Annotated in this window: 8 protein-coding genes; 7 read left to right on the top strand and 1 reads right to left on the bottom strand. The window is 48.9% G+C overall.

The window, feature by feature from the left end; translation table 11 throughout:
* Positions 1–67 precede the first annotated feature (67 nt).
* The 7 genes from ESB13_RS08570 (at position 68) to ESB13_RS08540 (ending at position 14,218) form a co-directional block, all read left to right on the top strand.
* Positions 68–2,023: an alpha/beta fold hydrolase gene (locus ESB13_RS08570; protein ID WP_129002582.1), complete on the top strand. Its 1,956-nt coding sequence runs from the start codon at positions 68–70 to the stop codon at positions 2,021–2,023.
* Positions 2,024–2,027: 4 nt separating this feature from the next.
* Positions 2,028–4,322, top strand: a complete 2,295-nt coding sequence (locus ESB13_RS08565) for a heparinase II/III domain-containing protein (RefSeq protein ID WP_129002581.1) — start codon at positions 2,028–2,030, stop codon at positions 4,320–4,322.
* A gap of 10 nt (positions 4,323–4,332) precedes the next feature.
* Positions 4,333–6,264 (top strand): glycoside hydrolase family 127 protein, encoded by a 1,932-nt coding sequence (locus ESB13_RS08560; RefSeq protein ID WP_129002580.1) that lies wholly within the window; start codon positions 4,333–4,335, stop codon positions 6,262–6,264.
* A gap of 94 nt (positions 6,265–6,358) precedes the next feature.
* A complete protein-coding gene (locus ESB13_RS08555) occupies positions 6,359–7,993 on the top strand; it encodes a glycoside hydrolase family 43 protein (RefSeq protein ID WP_129002579.1) in 1,635 nt (544 codons plus the stop codon).
* A 75-nt stretch (positions 7,994–8,068) separates the two neighbouring features.
* Positions 8,069–8,449 (top strand): hypothetical protein, encoded by a 381-nt coding sequence (locus tag ESB13_RS08550; RefSeq protein ID WP_129002578.1) that lies wholly within the window; start codon positions 8,069–8,071, stop codon positions 8,447–8,449.
* 162 nt (positions 8,450–8,611) lie between these two features.
* A complete protein-coding gene (locus ESB13_RS08545; protein ID WP_129002577.1) occupies positions 8,612–13,036 on the top strand; it encodes a CusA/CzcA family heavy metal efflux RND transporter in 4,425 nt (1,474 codons plus the stop codon).
* Positions 13,037–13,072: 36 nt separating this feature from the next.
* Complete coding sequence (locus ESB13_RS08540) at positions 13,073–14,218, top strand: efflux RND transporter periplasmic adaptor subunit (RefSeq protein WP_129002576.1); 1,146 nt, start codon at positions 13,073–13,075, stop codon at positions 14,216–14,218.
* A gap of 88 nt (positions 14,219–14,306) precedes the next feature.
* On the opposite strand, the gene ESB13_RS08535 is transcribed toward ESB13_RS08540, so the two are convergent.
* The gene (locus tag ESB13_RS08535; RefSeq protein ID WP_220399578.1) at positions 14,307–15,602 is read right to left on the bottom strand and encodes a glycoside hydrolase family 88/105 protein; all 1,296 of its coding nucleotides are present in this window, start codon (positions 15,600–15,602) and stop codon (positions 14,307–14,309) included.
* Positions 15,603–15,647 lie beyond the last annotated feature (45 nt).

The raw sequence follows: 15,647 nt of genomic DNA, 5'->3' as shown, positions 1-15,647 counted from the left end.
TTCACAAACGTATCTGTAAAGTAGTGTACACGCTACACACTTTAAACAACTGGAAATTGAAACAACAATGGTGAAAAAAGTAAATAATTTATCGAACTGGTTTAAGCGCAGCATACATAGCGCTTGCATCCCGCTGCTGCTGTCTGCAGCCTGCAGCGAGTCTGCAGCCCAACTGTCTGCTCCATTGCAATACAACAGGAAATACGACTTCTCCGTATTGGAGCAACGTATCCGCGGTTGGGTCGATAGTGGTTACTACAACGGCGCAGCCATAGTAGTGGTTCGCAACAACAAACCTGTTTATAAGTCTTACTTCGGAACCTATACCCCCAATACTATCGTTCACATTGCTTCTGCAGGCAAATGGCTGGCAGCCGCAACCATAGCCACCCTCGTCGATGAAGGCCGCCTCAATTGGGACGATAAGGTATCCAAATGGATCCCCGGCTTCGATCAGGTGAAAGGCAGCGCCACCCTAAAGCAATTGCTTTCCCATACCGCCGGCTATCCCGCCTATCAGCCTAATGATAAACACGTCGACAACTACCAGTCGCTCGCCGAATCGGTATCACATATCATTCCCTTACCCGCCGATACCACCCCCGGAACAAAATTCGAATACGGTGGCTTAAGCATGCAGGTGGCAGGACGTATGGCCGAACTGGCTACAGGTAAGGACTGGGAAACCATCTTCCGCGAAAAAATAGCCATCCCGCTCGGCCTGAAAGCAACATGCTTTACCCCCGTCGACACTATCAACGGCGGCCATAGCCCCATGCTCGGCGGCGGCGCCGTAACTACGCTCGACGATTATACCCGCTTCCTCAGCCTCATCAGCAACAAGGGCGTCTTCCAGGGCAAAAGAATACTCTCCGAAATAACAGTGGCCACACTCGAAGCCGATGCCATAGGTAATGCGCTTGTTTCTCCCGGCGAATTTGTCTCCAACGCAAGAGCCGAAGACCGGAAAGATCTCTACGGACTTGGCCTCTGGCGCGAAGAAACCGGCGATAAAGGTAACGCGCTGCTTATAAGCAGCCCCTCCTGGGCAGGAGCCTACCCCTGGATTGATAGAAAAACCAATACCTACGGCTTCTTCCTGGCAAGGATCAGCAACCCGCGTAATGGCTTCAACAGCTTCTACGCAAGCCCCGTGCTGCCACTGCTCGTACGCGACGCAATAACAGAAACACAGCACCCCGAAGTAAAAAGAGGTTACATCCCCGTAAAACAAGGCAGGCTCTTTTATGAAGAACTCGGCAAAGGCCAACCTCTCATCTTCGTGCACGGCCACTCATTTGACCTCCATGAATGGGAGCCGCAGTTCTATCAGTTCGCAAAAAAATACCGCGTAATACGATACGATGTACGCGGCTATGGCAAATCTTCCATGCCCATAGAATTCTCTGATAACAGACATGCCGATGATCTCGCCGCTTTAATGGATGCACTGCATATCACCAAGGCGCACCTGGTCGGTCTCTCCATGGGCGGTTTTATTGCTACCGATTTCCTCGCCCTCTATCAGCATCGCCTGTTGTCTGTAACGCTGGCCAGTGGCGACCTCTACAGCCACGATGGGCCTTCTGTTCCCTGGTCTCCCGAAAAGCTCGAAGAACAGTATGCCCGTAACAATGCCTACATGGAAAAAGGTATTTTCCAGAATAAAAAAGAATGGTTTAACGGGCTTACCACCCATAACGACACACCCGTTGCGGTCCTTCGCAAACCCGTCTGGAACATGATCTATAAATGGAACGCCTGGCAGCCAACACACATAGAACCCCGCTACCTGCTGGGCTACGATGTAATACCGTTATTACAGCAACTGAAAATAACAGTGCCCGTAATGGTGCTTACAGGTGAATATGATTACAACAAAGCAAAACCCCGCAAAATAGAAACGCTTATTAAAGTAACCCGTTCCGGAGTAGTGCCCGCTTCCGGCCACGTCAGCAACCTCGAAAACGCCGCCGGCTTTAACACGAAGCTCAACGAATTCCTTTCCGGTATAAAAAAATGATGCGATGAAACATACACTGAAATACGGCCTGGTAACGATCGCCTTAATAACAATGCTCCAATTGCAGGCGCAGCAGCATCCCTATCTCTTTTTCACAAAAGAAAAGGTGAGCCTGCTGCAGCAACGCATAAAAAACGATTCGTTTATCGCAACAAATTGGAATAGTATTCTCAGTGAAGCCAATGAGCTTCTGGTAAAAGGCGATGCCAGAGCAAAAATTGATTACCTCTCGCTCGCTTACCTGGTCACACACGAAACAAAATATGCCGCCAAGGTCAAAGAGGTATTGCTCAGGTTATGTTCCATGTCAACATGGAGTAATGAAGAAATGATGCGCCGCCAGCCAGCCTGGAACTCCGATCTCAAAACAGCGGAGAACTGCTGGACGGTGGCCATAGGCTACGATGCCATCTATGACAGACTTTCAGCCGATGAAAAGAAAAAGATCGTAGAAGGACTAACGCGTATGGGCATCAAACCAGCACTGGGCGATTGGGTTTGGCCCGATACACGCATCCATACCCTTAACTCTATGGGACATAACTGGTGGAGTGCCTGCGTAGGTATGGCAGGCATCGCCTCCCTCGCCATCATGACCGAAGAAAAACAGGCGGCAGAGTGGGCCGCAACGGTTGCCCGCTCCATGGAAGAATGGTATCGCTTTAACGGCGATGAACTGCAGTTCAAACCAAAAACAATGGACAGGGATGGCGGTATGTACGAAAGCTTTAACTATGCCCAGTTCGGCTTCTCCGAATTCCTCTTTTTTAAACTGGCATATACCAATGCACTGCCCGGTAAACCACAACCGCTCATCAAAGAGCTGGAAAACTATGCCAACTGGTTTATGCATGCTTCCTATCCGCGTAACGGCGAAATATGGTCACTCGATTTTGGCGATACACATCGTACCGTTTCTGCCGAACGTCCGGTAAAACTACTCTATGCGCTAGGTTACAGGAACCCCAATATGTTATGGTATATAAGCCAGGTACACAACAACCAGCACCGCGAAGGATTATTCCCCAATATGCCCCTGGGCCTGGTTTATGAACCCGAAATGGTAAACACCCCCTCACTGCCATCCCTGCCCACCAGCGCCCTCTATCACGATATGGATTGGGCTATGATGCGCAACTCCTGGGAAAAAGACGCAACCCTGCTTGCTGTTAAAAGCGGCTACACCTGGAATCACTCCCATGCCGATGCCAACTCTTATATTCTTTATCACAAAGGCGAAGCGCTTATAAAAGATGCCGGCAACAGCTCTTACAATACAAAGGAATATCCTGCTTACTTTTTCCAGAGCGAAGCCCATAACGTAGTGCTGGCAAATGGTAAAGCACAACCCAAAGAACAACAGTACAACGGATCACCACTTCGTGGCGAACTAACGGAACTCATGGATGGAGGGCATATCAAATACCTGATGGCAAACGCAACAGGGCCTACTGCCGCTTACTTTACCCGCAACTTTCGCCACTTCATCTGGATCGGTAAGGTCATCGTTATCATCGACGATGTAAAAGCACTTCAATCCAGTAGCTTCTCCTGGCTGCTTCATCCCGGTGGAACCTCAAAAAAAATAGCAGGGGATATCAGCATCGTTCAAAACAACGCTTCCATATTGGTTCGGCCGCTTTTCCCGGAAACGCTTGTGCAAACTGGTTATGATCACGACTTCCCCGAAAAAATGAAACTGAAAGAGATCACGGCGCCAAAAGCCCGCGATCCGCAAAACCCCACGGAAATTCACTATCAGGTAGAATATCCCGAAGAGGTAAAACAAACAAAATTCATTACCGCCATCATCCTGAAAGACTCGGTGAACGATAACAACCTGCCGCAGATCGAAAGACTGCACAGCGAAACAATGAATGGCCTGCGTATCACACAAAACGGGATGGTTACAGAGCTTTACCTCAACCTGCTGGCCGATGGCCGCATCATGCACCTCAACAGCATCAACAGTTTTAACAACTGGGAAACCGATGCCTATCTCTCCGCTATCACTTATCCGGAAGGCATCAAACAACCAACCCCGGGTAATATCACCGGTTACTTTGTTGCATACGGAAGCTTCCTGCGCAATAATGGCAGAACAGTTTTTAATACATTGTCCAAACTGTTTATGATCGCTTCAATAAAGCAAAATAACCTGGATCTTATCCTGCAGGGACAGCCACTCATCAATGCATCTCTATATCTCGGCAAGAAACCGGTTACGTTTAATTTGAATCATAAAAAACAGGAACCGGTATTCTCAGGCAATGAACTAAATATCCGTATAGCACCATAAACATATTGTCATGATTCTTTGGAATAAAATAAAGCTCACACTGGCTTTACTGGCGCCGCTTTGCCTGAACGCCCAGTCTCACTATGCTGGTCAGCATGCGGGCTTAGTGGCTGTTGCCGATAAACTATCGCCCGCTGTATCCTGCTTCAATCTTAACCAGGTAAAACTGCTCGATGGCCGCTGCCTGCAAAACAGGCAACGCGCCGTGAATTGGCTTTTGTCGATCGATACAAAAAGATTGCTCCATAGCTTCCGCACCAATGCCGGTATCTATTCAGGTAACGAAGGCGGTTATTTCGAAACAAAAAAGCTGGCAGGCTGGGAGTCGCTCGATTGCGAACTGCGCGGCCATACCACCGGTCATATCCTCTCCGCACTTGCATTGGCATACGGTGCCACAGGCGATGATGTCTTCCGTTTGAAAGCCGACAGCCTGGTGTCAGGCCTGGCACAGGTACAGTCCGTATTGAACCAGGACGGTTACCTCTCCGCATTTCCACAGGAACTGATCAACAGGAACCTGCAGGGAAAAAAGGTCTGGGCGCCCTGGTACACGCTGCACAAACTGCTATCAGGCTTAATCGATCAGTACCTGTACACGGGAAATAAACAGGCGCTCGATATAGCTGCTAAAATGGCGCAATGGGCTTACAATAAGCTGCAACCCGTAATACCAGAGCAACGTACATTGATGTTACGAAACGAATTTGGTGGTATCAGCGAATCATTTTATCACCTCTATGCCATCACGGCTAACCCGCATCACCAATGGCTCGCAGCTTTCTTCTATCATAACGAAGCCCTCGACCCTTTAAGAGAGAAGCAAGATGTGCTCGATAAAAAACACGCCAATACCTATATCCCCAAACTGCTTGGTTTAACGCGTGATTATGAAATACAAGGGAAAGGCCAGGGCGATAGCATCGCCGCATTTTTCTGGCAAACGGTGATCGATCACCACTCCTTTGCCACCGGCAGTAACAGCGATAAAGAAAAGTTCTTTCAACCAGGTAACATCTCAGCACACCTCTCCGGCTACACCGGTGAAGGCTGTAATGTTTACAACATGCTCAAATTAAGCAACAGGCTCTTCACGCATACCGCCGATCCCAGGTATGCAGCCTATTACGAGAAAGCATTGTTTAATCATATCATCGGGCAACAGGACCCCGCTTCAGGTATGGTTGCCTATTTCCTGCCTATGCTCCCCGGTGCTTATAAGGTCTACAGCACACCCGATAGCTCCTTCTGGTGCTGTGTAGGCAGTGGTTTCGAAAACCAGGTGAAATACAACGAAGCCATTTATTACCATACCAACGATGCAGTGCTCATAAACCTCTTCATCTCTTCAGAACTGAACTGGAAGGAAAAAGGCCTGAAACTCCAGCAACAAACCGCTTTCCCCGAAAATGGCCGCACTTTATTTACAATCACTGAAGCTGCTGCAGAAGAGCTCTCTGTCAGAATAAGATATCCCGAATGGTCCGCAAACGGCGCCTGGATTAAATTGAATGGCACTCCCATAAAATTGAAACAGGATAAAGGAACCTATATCTCTTTGCGCAGGAAATGGAAAGCTGGCGATCGTATCGAAGCCTGTTTCCCCATGTCATTGCAGCTCATCCCCGCAAATGACAATACATCCCTGGCCGCAATAGCTTACGGACCGATTGTATTGGCAGGAAGAATGGGCACAGATAGTTTACCCGCACGCGGTACTTTTTCTGACCCCGGCTTATACAATGATTATTACACGTATAACTACCACGTACCAGCAGGTTTAACCACCACGTTGCAACTCAGCAAACAACAACTCGATAGCCAGGTTGTGCCTATACACGGTAAGCCCCTGGCATTTAAAACAGTGAAGGAAGGCGTTATACTAAGTCCTTTATATGATATCCACCGCGAACGATATATCGTGTATTGGAACTTACAATGATCCTTTTTAATGCACAACGATACTAATTCCGGGACCAGTCGCAATAGTGACGTTATCGCACAAAAGGCTGATAATACTAAAGATGTTTTACAATATGAATAAGGTAACGATCACCATACTTTCAATATTATGCATCCTGTCTGCTGCTGCAACCCATGCGCAGGAGTATGTCTCCAAAGTCTGGGTAGCCGATCAGGGCAATGGCTATTATAAGAACCCCATCCTGCACGCCGATTATTCCGATCCCGATGTAATAAGAGTAGGAGACGACTATTACATGACCGCCTCCAGCTTCAACTGTATGCCCGGTCTTCCCATTCTCCATTCAAAAGACCTCGTGAACTGGAAGCTCATCAACCATGCGCTCACCAGGCAATTGCCCGTAGCGATCTACGATCAGCCGCAGCATGGTAACGGCGTATGGGCGCCCGCTTTCCAGTATCATAACAACGAGTTTTACATCTACTACCCCGATCCCGATTACGGCATCTATCGCATCACTGCTAAAGACCCTGCCGGCAAATGGTCTGAACCGGAACTGGTCTTACCCGGGAAAGGCATCATCGACCCCAGCGCTTTCTGGGACGACGATGGTAAAGCCTATCTCGCCGTGGCCTGGGCCGGCAGCAGGGCAGGAGTGAACAGCCTGCTCACCGTTTACCGGCTAAACCCCGAAGGCAATAAGGTCATCGATGAAGGACGGCATGTCTACGATGGCCACAACCTCGATCACACCGTAGAAGGGCCTAAATTCTTCAAAAGGAACGGTTATTATTACCTGCTCCCTCCAGCTGGAGGCGTTACCGCCGGCTGGCAGCTGGCATTGCGGAGCCGGGATATCTATGGCCCCTATGAAAGAAAGGTGGTAATGGATCAGGGTAGCACTGCCATAAACGGACCGCATCAGGGTGCTATGATACAAACACCCGCCGGTGAATCATGGTTTATCCACTTCCAGGACAAAGCCGCATACGGACGTGTAGTACATCTCCAGCCCGTAACCTGGAAAGACAACTGGCCCGTTATAGGCAACGATCCCGATGGCGATGGAAAAGGCGAACCTGTACTATTGCATAAAAAGCCCGCTGCCGCTAAAACTGCTGCCATCCAAACACCCGCCGAATCCGATGAATTCAACGATACTCGCCCGGGACTGCAATGGCAGTGGCATGCCAACCCGCAGATCCGCTGGAGCGCCATGCTGCTTAATACCGGCTTCCTGCGCCTGTTTGCATTTCCTGCACCCGCAGCAGCTAAAAACCTCTGGCCGGTTCCCAACCTGCTCCTGCAAAAACTCCCCGCACCCGCCTTCACTGCTACTGTAAAAATGAAATTCACAGTCGAATGGGAGGTCTGGCAAACAAAAAAAGCAGGCCTGCTGGTCATGGGTAACGACTACGCTTATCTGTCTATCTCTAAAGATGAAAAAGGATATAAACTCAGCCAGGTGCTTTGTAAAAACGCAGGTGAAGGCACATCCGAAACCATCGTGGCAGAGAAACTCATTGACAATCCTGAACTCTGCCTGCGCGTAACCATGACCGCCCCCGATGCAGCATATTCGTTTTCTTTCAGCGAAGACGGACAGCACTTTCAGCCCATAGGCATTCCCTGTAAAGCCCAACCCGATAAATGGATCGGCGCAAAACTAGGCCTGTTCTGCACCGCAGATCCCTCCGTCCGTATAGGAGGGTACGCCGATATCGATTGGTTTAGGATAGAAAAATAACACCGCCAGCCAGGGTTATATTGTGAAATGATCAACAGGTTTGCTGGTGAAAATGGTTTTTTATAGTTTTGCCCCGTGAAAAGGGCTATTCTTCACATAGTATTGTTTTTCTTAATGCTCGACTCCACCTCCATGTACCAGGTGTTGTTGAAAAGCCCTTTCCTGTTCAGTCACTACGTCGACCATAAGCAAAGAGACCCGCAGGTTTCTTTTGTAGCTTTCCTCTCTATGCATTATTGGGGCGAGGATCTCGACGATAACGATGATGAACACGATATGCAGCTGCCCTTCAAAAGAACGGAAGTTCAGCCCCCATACTTCCTCTACGTACCTTTTAATAAGGTATTTGTCGCCGTCGCTCACGAATGGCATGTAAAACTCGGCTACGGTCCCGAGAAACCGCAGTTGTACTATAATCCCACACTCGAAACATTGTTCCGCCCGCCCAAGGCTTAATACACCGTGTTATAAAGGCAACCTGCCCCGAGGTATGGTATGCCCTGTTATTCCTGTATGCCCGCTGTTCTGTCAACAGTAATGCGGCAAATAAAATAGTGTATCCACAGCACTGCATCCCAGGCATACAGGCTTTTCTGATGTATCACCCCATGAAATAGCATGCTGAATAAGATCATTCAATTCTCAGTGAAGAACAAACTGGTAGTTGGCATCTTTATCCTTTTATGGATAATATATGGTGCCTGCCAGGTTGCTCAGTTACCTGTCGACGCTGTTCCCGATATCACCAATAACCAGGTGCAGATCATCACAACAGCGCCATCCCTCGGTGCGGAGGATGTGGAAAGGTTAATCACTTTTCCCATTGAACAGGCCATCAGTAATATCCCCGGTCTCAAAGAAAGCCGCAGCCTTTCCCGTTTCGGCCTTTCACTTATCTCCGTTGTGTTCGACGATAAAGCCGATGTCTACTGGGCACGGCAACAGGTCATGGAACGCCTGTCCCAGGTCGATATCAATGAAAATGCAAATACACCCCAGTTGGCGCCCGTAACAACGGGCCTCGGTGAGATCTATCAATATGTGTTAAAGCCTAAAAAAGGATACCAGCAAAAGTATTCTCTGGCCCATCTGCGTACCATACAGGATTGGCAGGTACGCCGCCAGTTGCTGGGCACGCCCGGCGTGGCCGATGTAGCTACCTTCGGTGGTAACCTCAAACAATACGAGGTCGCCGTGAACCCCGCCAGGCTCAAAGCCCTCAACCTCACCATCAGTGATGTGTTTACCGCATTGAACCGCAATAACCAGAACACAGGCGGAGCCTATATCGAAAAAGGGCCCTCTGTATTATATATCCGCAGCGTGGGTCTTACCAAATCTATCCCGGATATACTGAAGATCGTTGTAAAGAATAACAGCGATGGTACCCCTGTTCTCATCAGTCATATCGCCGATGTACGGCTGGGTTCAGCTATCAGGTATGGTGCCTTAACTATGGCGGGACAAGGCGAAGTGGCCGGTGGTATCGTTATGATGCTCAAAGGGGGGAACTCGTCCCAGGTCGTCAAGGATGTGAAAGCAAAGATCGCCGACATTGAAAAAACGCTTCCCGAAGGCCTTGAGATCGTGCCTTTCCTCGATAGAACGAAAATGGTGAATAACGCCATCGGTACGGTAGAACATAACCTGCTCGAAGGCGCGCTTATCGTGGTACTGGTCTTGGTATTGTTCCTCGGTAATTTCAGGGCCGGCTTTATAGTGGCATCCGTGATCCCTTTATCCATGCTGTTCGCCATCGCAATGATGAATACGTTTGGTGTAAGTGGTAACCTCATGAGCCTTGGCGCACTTGACTTCGGCTTGATTGTCGATGGCGCCGTGATCATCGTGGAAGCCATCCTCCATCATATCGCCCACTCCGAACGGTATGCGAAAAAACATCTCATCACGCAACAGGAAATGAACAGCGAGGTGGCAGGCTCCGCTTCCCGTATGATGAATGCGGCCGTCTTTGGCCAAATCATTATCCTGATCGTTTATCTGCCCATTCTTTCTTTATCGGGCATAGAAGGCAAAATGTTCAAACCCATGGCGCAAACAGTAGCATTTGCTATCCTGGGGGCTTTCATCTTGTCGCTTACTTATGTGCCGATGATCAGCTCCCTGCTCATCAATAAAAAGATCTCGCATAAGCCCAATATCTCCGATAGGGTAATGCTGCGTATCGAAGAATGGTACCAGAAGATACTTACACGCGCTTTGAAAATAAGAAGAACGATGGTGGTATTGGCCTTTGCTTTATTTGGCCTGGCGGTTTTCCTCTTCACGCGTATGGGAGGTGAATTCATCCCGCAACTCGAAGAAGGTGACTTCGCCGTGGAAACCAGGCTGCTCGTAGGTACCAACCTCAGCACCACCATCGACCAGGTGAACCGTATCGCCGATAAAATAAAAGCATCCTATCCCGAAGTTATAAACGTCGTTAGCCGTATAGGTAGCTCCGAAATTCCTACCGATCCCATGCCCGTCGAAGCAGGTGATATGATCATTGTCCTGAAAGATAAAAAGGAATGGACCAGCGCAAAGTCTTTTTCCGAACTGGCCGATAAAATGGCGGCAACCGCACAAGATGTTTTGCCCGGTGTCACCACCAGCTTTCAGTATCCCGTTCAAATGCGCTTCAATGAATTGATGACGGGCGCCAAACAGGATGTTGTCTGCAAGATCTTCGGCGAAGACCTCGATAAACTGGCAACCTACGCAAACCAGCTCGGAGCCATCGCCCGAACGGTAGAAGGCGCTGCCGACTGGTATGTCGAAAAGGTGACAGGTATGCCCCAGATCGTGATCGAATTTAACCGCGATGAAATTGCGAAATACGGCCTTAACATCGACGATGTGAACCGTACCATTAACGCGGCCTTTGCAGGCGCCGCCGCCGGTAAGGTCTATGAAGGAGAAAAAAGCTTCGACCTCGTGGTAAGGGTAGGTGATGAAGGCCGTAAGAACATCAACGATGTTCAAAACCTGCAGATCTCTACTCCTTCAGGTGTCCAGATCCCCTTATACCAGGTGGCAACGATCAGCGAAGTAGAAGGCCCCAACCAGATCCAGCGCGAAAATACACGCCGCAGGATCACGGTAGGCTTCAATATACGCGGCCGCGACGTTCAATCCATTGTCGAAGAATTGCAGCAGAAAGTGAATGCAAAACTGAAAATGGACCCGGGTTATACCATTACATATGGTGGCGCTTTCGAAAACCTGCAGCAGGCCAAGTCAAGACTTAGCATCGCAGTGCCTGTTGCTTTATTACTCATCTTTATCATGTTATACTTTGCATTCTCTTCCGTGAAAGAAGGGGCACTCATCTATACCGCCATCCCGCTCTCTGCTATCGGCGGTGTGTTTGCACTGGCGCTGCGCGGCATGCCTTTCAGTATTTCCGCAGGTGTTGGTTTTATCGCCTTATTTGGCGTAGCGGTGCTCAATGGCATCGTCTTGATCTCCGAATTCAACAGGATTAAAAAAGAAGGCTGGGTCGAGGACCCGCTGCTGCTTGTGAAAATGGGCACCCGCAACAGGTTGAGGCCGGTACTCATGACCGCAGCAGTAGCATCGCTGGGCTTCCTGCCTATGGCCCTTAGCAATGGCGCTGGCGCCGAAGTGCAACGCCCGCTGGCGACAGTTGTAATAGGTGGATTGATCTCGGCTACTTTACTCACGTTGTTCGTACTCCCCGCTCTTTACCTGCTTTTCGATGGCAAAAGATCACGTAAAAAGAAGCACACGCCAGCCTCTGCCGCGGTGATCATCCTGCCTTTCCTCATGGCTTTAAGTACAGGAGAACTAACGGCGCAATCTATGACCGCCAATCCGTCCGCTACAGGCGTACATACACCCGTCACAGCCCGGCCGTTAACACTGGAACAGGCTTTACAACTGGCTTCACAAAGGAACCTGCAATTGCAGGGAGCTCGTCTCAATGAAGCCGCTTCCGCAAAAATGCAGCGTACTGCCTATGATCTGCCCAAAACGGTTTTTAGTGCCGACTATGGTAAGTTCAACAGTAGTAACAACGATACGCGTTTCGGTATCAACCAATCCTTTAGCTTTCCATCAGTATATGCCAGCCAGCAGAAAGCGCTGAAAGCCGACTACCTGGCTGCAAATGCTGAAACAAGGTTAACGGAACAGGAACTGCGTTTCAACGTGCGGTCGCTCTTCTTCGAGTATATCTCCCTCGAAGAAAGAAGAAAGCTCCTCCTGTATGCCGATAGCCTTTACCGCCTGTACGAAAGCAAATCACTGCTGCGCTTTAAAGACGGTGCGGCAAACATCATGGAAAAAACAGCAGCCGAAGCCCAGCGACAGCAGATCACCAATCAGCTGGCTATGCTAAACAGGGATATGGATGTTACGCTCGTACAACTGAATGTGTTCCTGCAGGATTCTGTATTATACCACCCCTCGGTTGCCACGCCAAGGCTCGATGCCATGCTCATGCAGCCCGGAACTACCCAGGTCGATACACTTCCCTTGCTCGAATGGTCACGCTACAGGCAGCAGGCCGCAGAAGCCCAGTGGAAAACGGAAAAAGCAAAACTGCTGCCCGATTTTATGCTGGGATATAATAACCAAAGCCTTATCGGTACACAGGTGGTCAATGGCCAGGAGGTAAATTATTCCGGTGGCGACAGGTTTGGCTATTGGAGTGCAGGAATAAGTATCCCATTGTTCTTTAAATCACAACAGGCCCGCGCAGCAGCAGCCAGGATCAACTGGGAGAAAAGCCGGAAACAGGATGCTTACCTCTCTCAGAAATTACAGGCGGATATCGTTACTGCAAACACGCAGCTGGAAAAGTTCCGCCAAAGCCTCGATTATTACGAAACACAGGGATTGAAGAACGCTAACGTCATCATCTCTACTGCCGATGACCAGTTCCAGGGCGGTGAAATAGACTACCTCCAAAGGGTGATCCTGGTAAACCAGGCCATCAGCATCAAAAACGATTATGTATCGGCTTTGAACAGTTTTAACCAGGCACTCATTCAACTGATGAAATTGTATAACCTGTAATAGCACATCCGGAATAACACTCAAAATAAAATAGTAATGAAACAATATATAGCAGGTTTATTAGGTTTGATAATGCTCACAGCCTGTGGTGGTGGCAAAAAAGAAGCAGAAAAGGAAACGGCTAAAGCCGGCAGTACGGAAGATGTTACATCTGTATCTTTTACACCGCAGCAATTGAAAAGTGTTGGAATCGAAACAGGTAAACCGCTGATGGAAAAAATAAGCGGTTTGCTTAGGGTACAGGGTAAAATAGACGTGCCGCCGCAAAGCACCGTAAGCCTTAGTTTTCCTCTGGGCGGCTACCTGAAGTCTACAACCTTGTTGCCCGGTATGCCTGTTAAAAAAGGACAGGTCCTTGCCGAAATGGAAGACATGCAGTTTATCCAGCTGCAACAGGATTATCTTACAGCAAAGGAATTGTACGAACTGGCAGTACTGGAACATAGCCGCCAGAAAGATCTGAACGCCAGCAAAGCCAGCAGCGACAAGGTCTTGCAGCAGGCCAAAGCCGAAATGGAAAAGCAGCGCATCCTCATGAATGCACTTGGTATGAAGCTCGAAATGATTGGCATAGATGCGCATAAACTCGACGCGGGCAGCCTTACCCGTACGGTTCATATCAAATCGCCCATTAACGGCTTTGTCTCAAAGGTGAATGTAAACGTCGGCAAATACACTGCGCCAACCGATATGTTGTTCGAACTGGTTGACCCCGGCGATATTCATTTGTCGCTGAACGTCTTTGAAAAAGATCTGAACAGCTTATCAGTAGGACAGAAGGTAACTGCCTATACCAATGCCAACCCCGATAAAAAATATATGGCGGAGATCATCCTTATCAGTAAAAGCCTCAACGCCGACAGGGCAGCCGAAATTCATTGTCATTTCGAAAATTACCACGCCACCCTGGTACCAGGTATGTTTATGAATGGCGAGATCGCAGTGGACAATAAAGAAGCGCTTACCGTTCCCGAAGAAGCCGTAGTGCGCTGGGAAAATAAATTCTATGTCTTCGTCGACGCCGGTAACAACAACTTCCGCATGACCGAAATCGTACCAGGCATAAGCAGTAAAGGCCGACAGCAGATCGAAGCCAATGGCATTACAGCTCAAACCAGCCTCGTAACAAAAAATGCCTACGCAGTGCTCATGAAAATAAAGAATACCGGGGAAGAAGAGTAGAGGTTATAGGAAAGGTTACAACAAATAAAAAGAGGCTGTATCTGAAGTGATACAGCCTCTTTGGTATAGGGGAATATATGTAATTGATTTAACGGCGCTCGTATTCCAGGCTGGCCATGATAAACGGCCCTACAGCTTTACCCTCATTCTGCGTAACCATAACATCAGGCCCGCACAGGTAGTAATCGATAGTGCCGGTCCTTGCCGGATCACGCGCAGGTCCAAGTCCCGCAGAAGCGCATGACTGCAGTATCGATACTGTGCCATCAGGGGCCTTACGGATAAACTGCTTCAGCAGTCCTGCATAAGCCTTTTCGGCAACAGGCAGGTAGGTTTTTTTATCTATCAGCCCCAGTCTGATGCTTTTAAAGAACGCATAAGTGAACATAGAAGAAGCGGAAGACTCCAGGTAATTACTTTGCTGGCACGATTGCCCTTTAGTCTGATCGTTATACTGCAACAGCTGGTACCAGCAGCCGCTGGCTTTATCCTGGTGACGGGCCAAACCTGCCGCCACCTGCTGTATGATCTGCTTCAACGCAGGTTGATCAGGATGATTGGCAGGCATTATTTCAAGTACATCGGCAAGCGCTGCAAAAAACCAGCCCATGCCCCTTCCCCAGAACTCGGGAGAACAACCTTTAAACGGCGCAGTCTTCTTCGACCAGAATGCATTGGCATCGGTTGGATCAGCGGCCCACCCATGATAGTTCAACTGCTTGCTGCTATCATAAGTAAAATGGTTAATGGTCTTGAACTGTAAGGCGATATCTGTCCAGGAAGCATTGGTCTCGGCAGAGCCTGGCTTTCCAAAACTGTTTTCCCAGGCGGCATACAACGCAGGCCCCATGTACAGACCATCGAGCCACATTTGGTTAGGATACTGCGCCTTATGATAAAAACCGCCTGCCCCGGGTAGCGTGCCGCCGATTCTTTTATGCTTGTATTTCAGCTTATTCCTTAAAAAGTCTGCGCAATGTTTGTAACGTGCTGCATCAGCCTGGTTGCCTTTTGCTGTTTCTGTTTTATACAAGGTAAAGAATATCTTGCCCGCTGCCAGATCATCGATATTGCTTTCTCCAACCGTAACCGTATCCCCGCCACGCAGACAATGGTCGGCATAGGCTTTTACAATATCGTAATACGCTGTTTTCTCAGGATACTGCTCCCAGGCTTTTAATACACTGAAGGCAACCAGACCGGGCACATAGTCCCAGTGCGCTGTTGCCAGCTGCTGCTCTTTCCGGTTGGTCACAAACGTCTTCATAGCACGGGTTTCCACCATCTGCTGTGAATACTTCTCCTTTACTGAAACACCCTTTTTTTGTGAAGTCCCCGCGCACGAAAAAAACAGCGCGATAACGATAAATATAAGCTTGTTCATCTTTTACTTCCGAATTGGTTTAGTGCGATATGGCAATACAGATAA

The organism is Filimonas effusa (genome assembly GCF_004118675.1).
In the GTDB taxonomy this organism is placed as follows: domain Bacteria; phylum Bacteroidota; class Bacteroidia; order Chitinophagales; family Chitinophagaceae; genus Filimonas; species Filimonas effusa.
The sequence above is the reverse complement of the archived record's forward strand: the minus strand, read 5'-3'. Positions and strand labels throughout refer to the sequence as shown.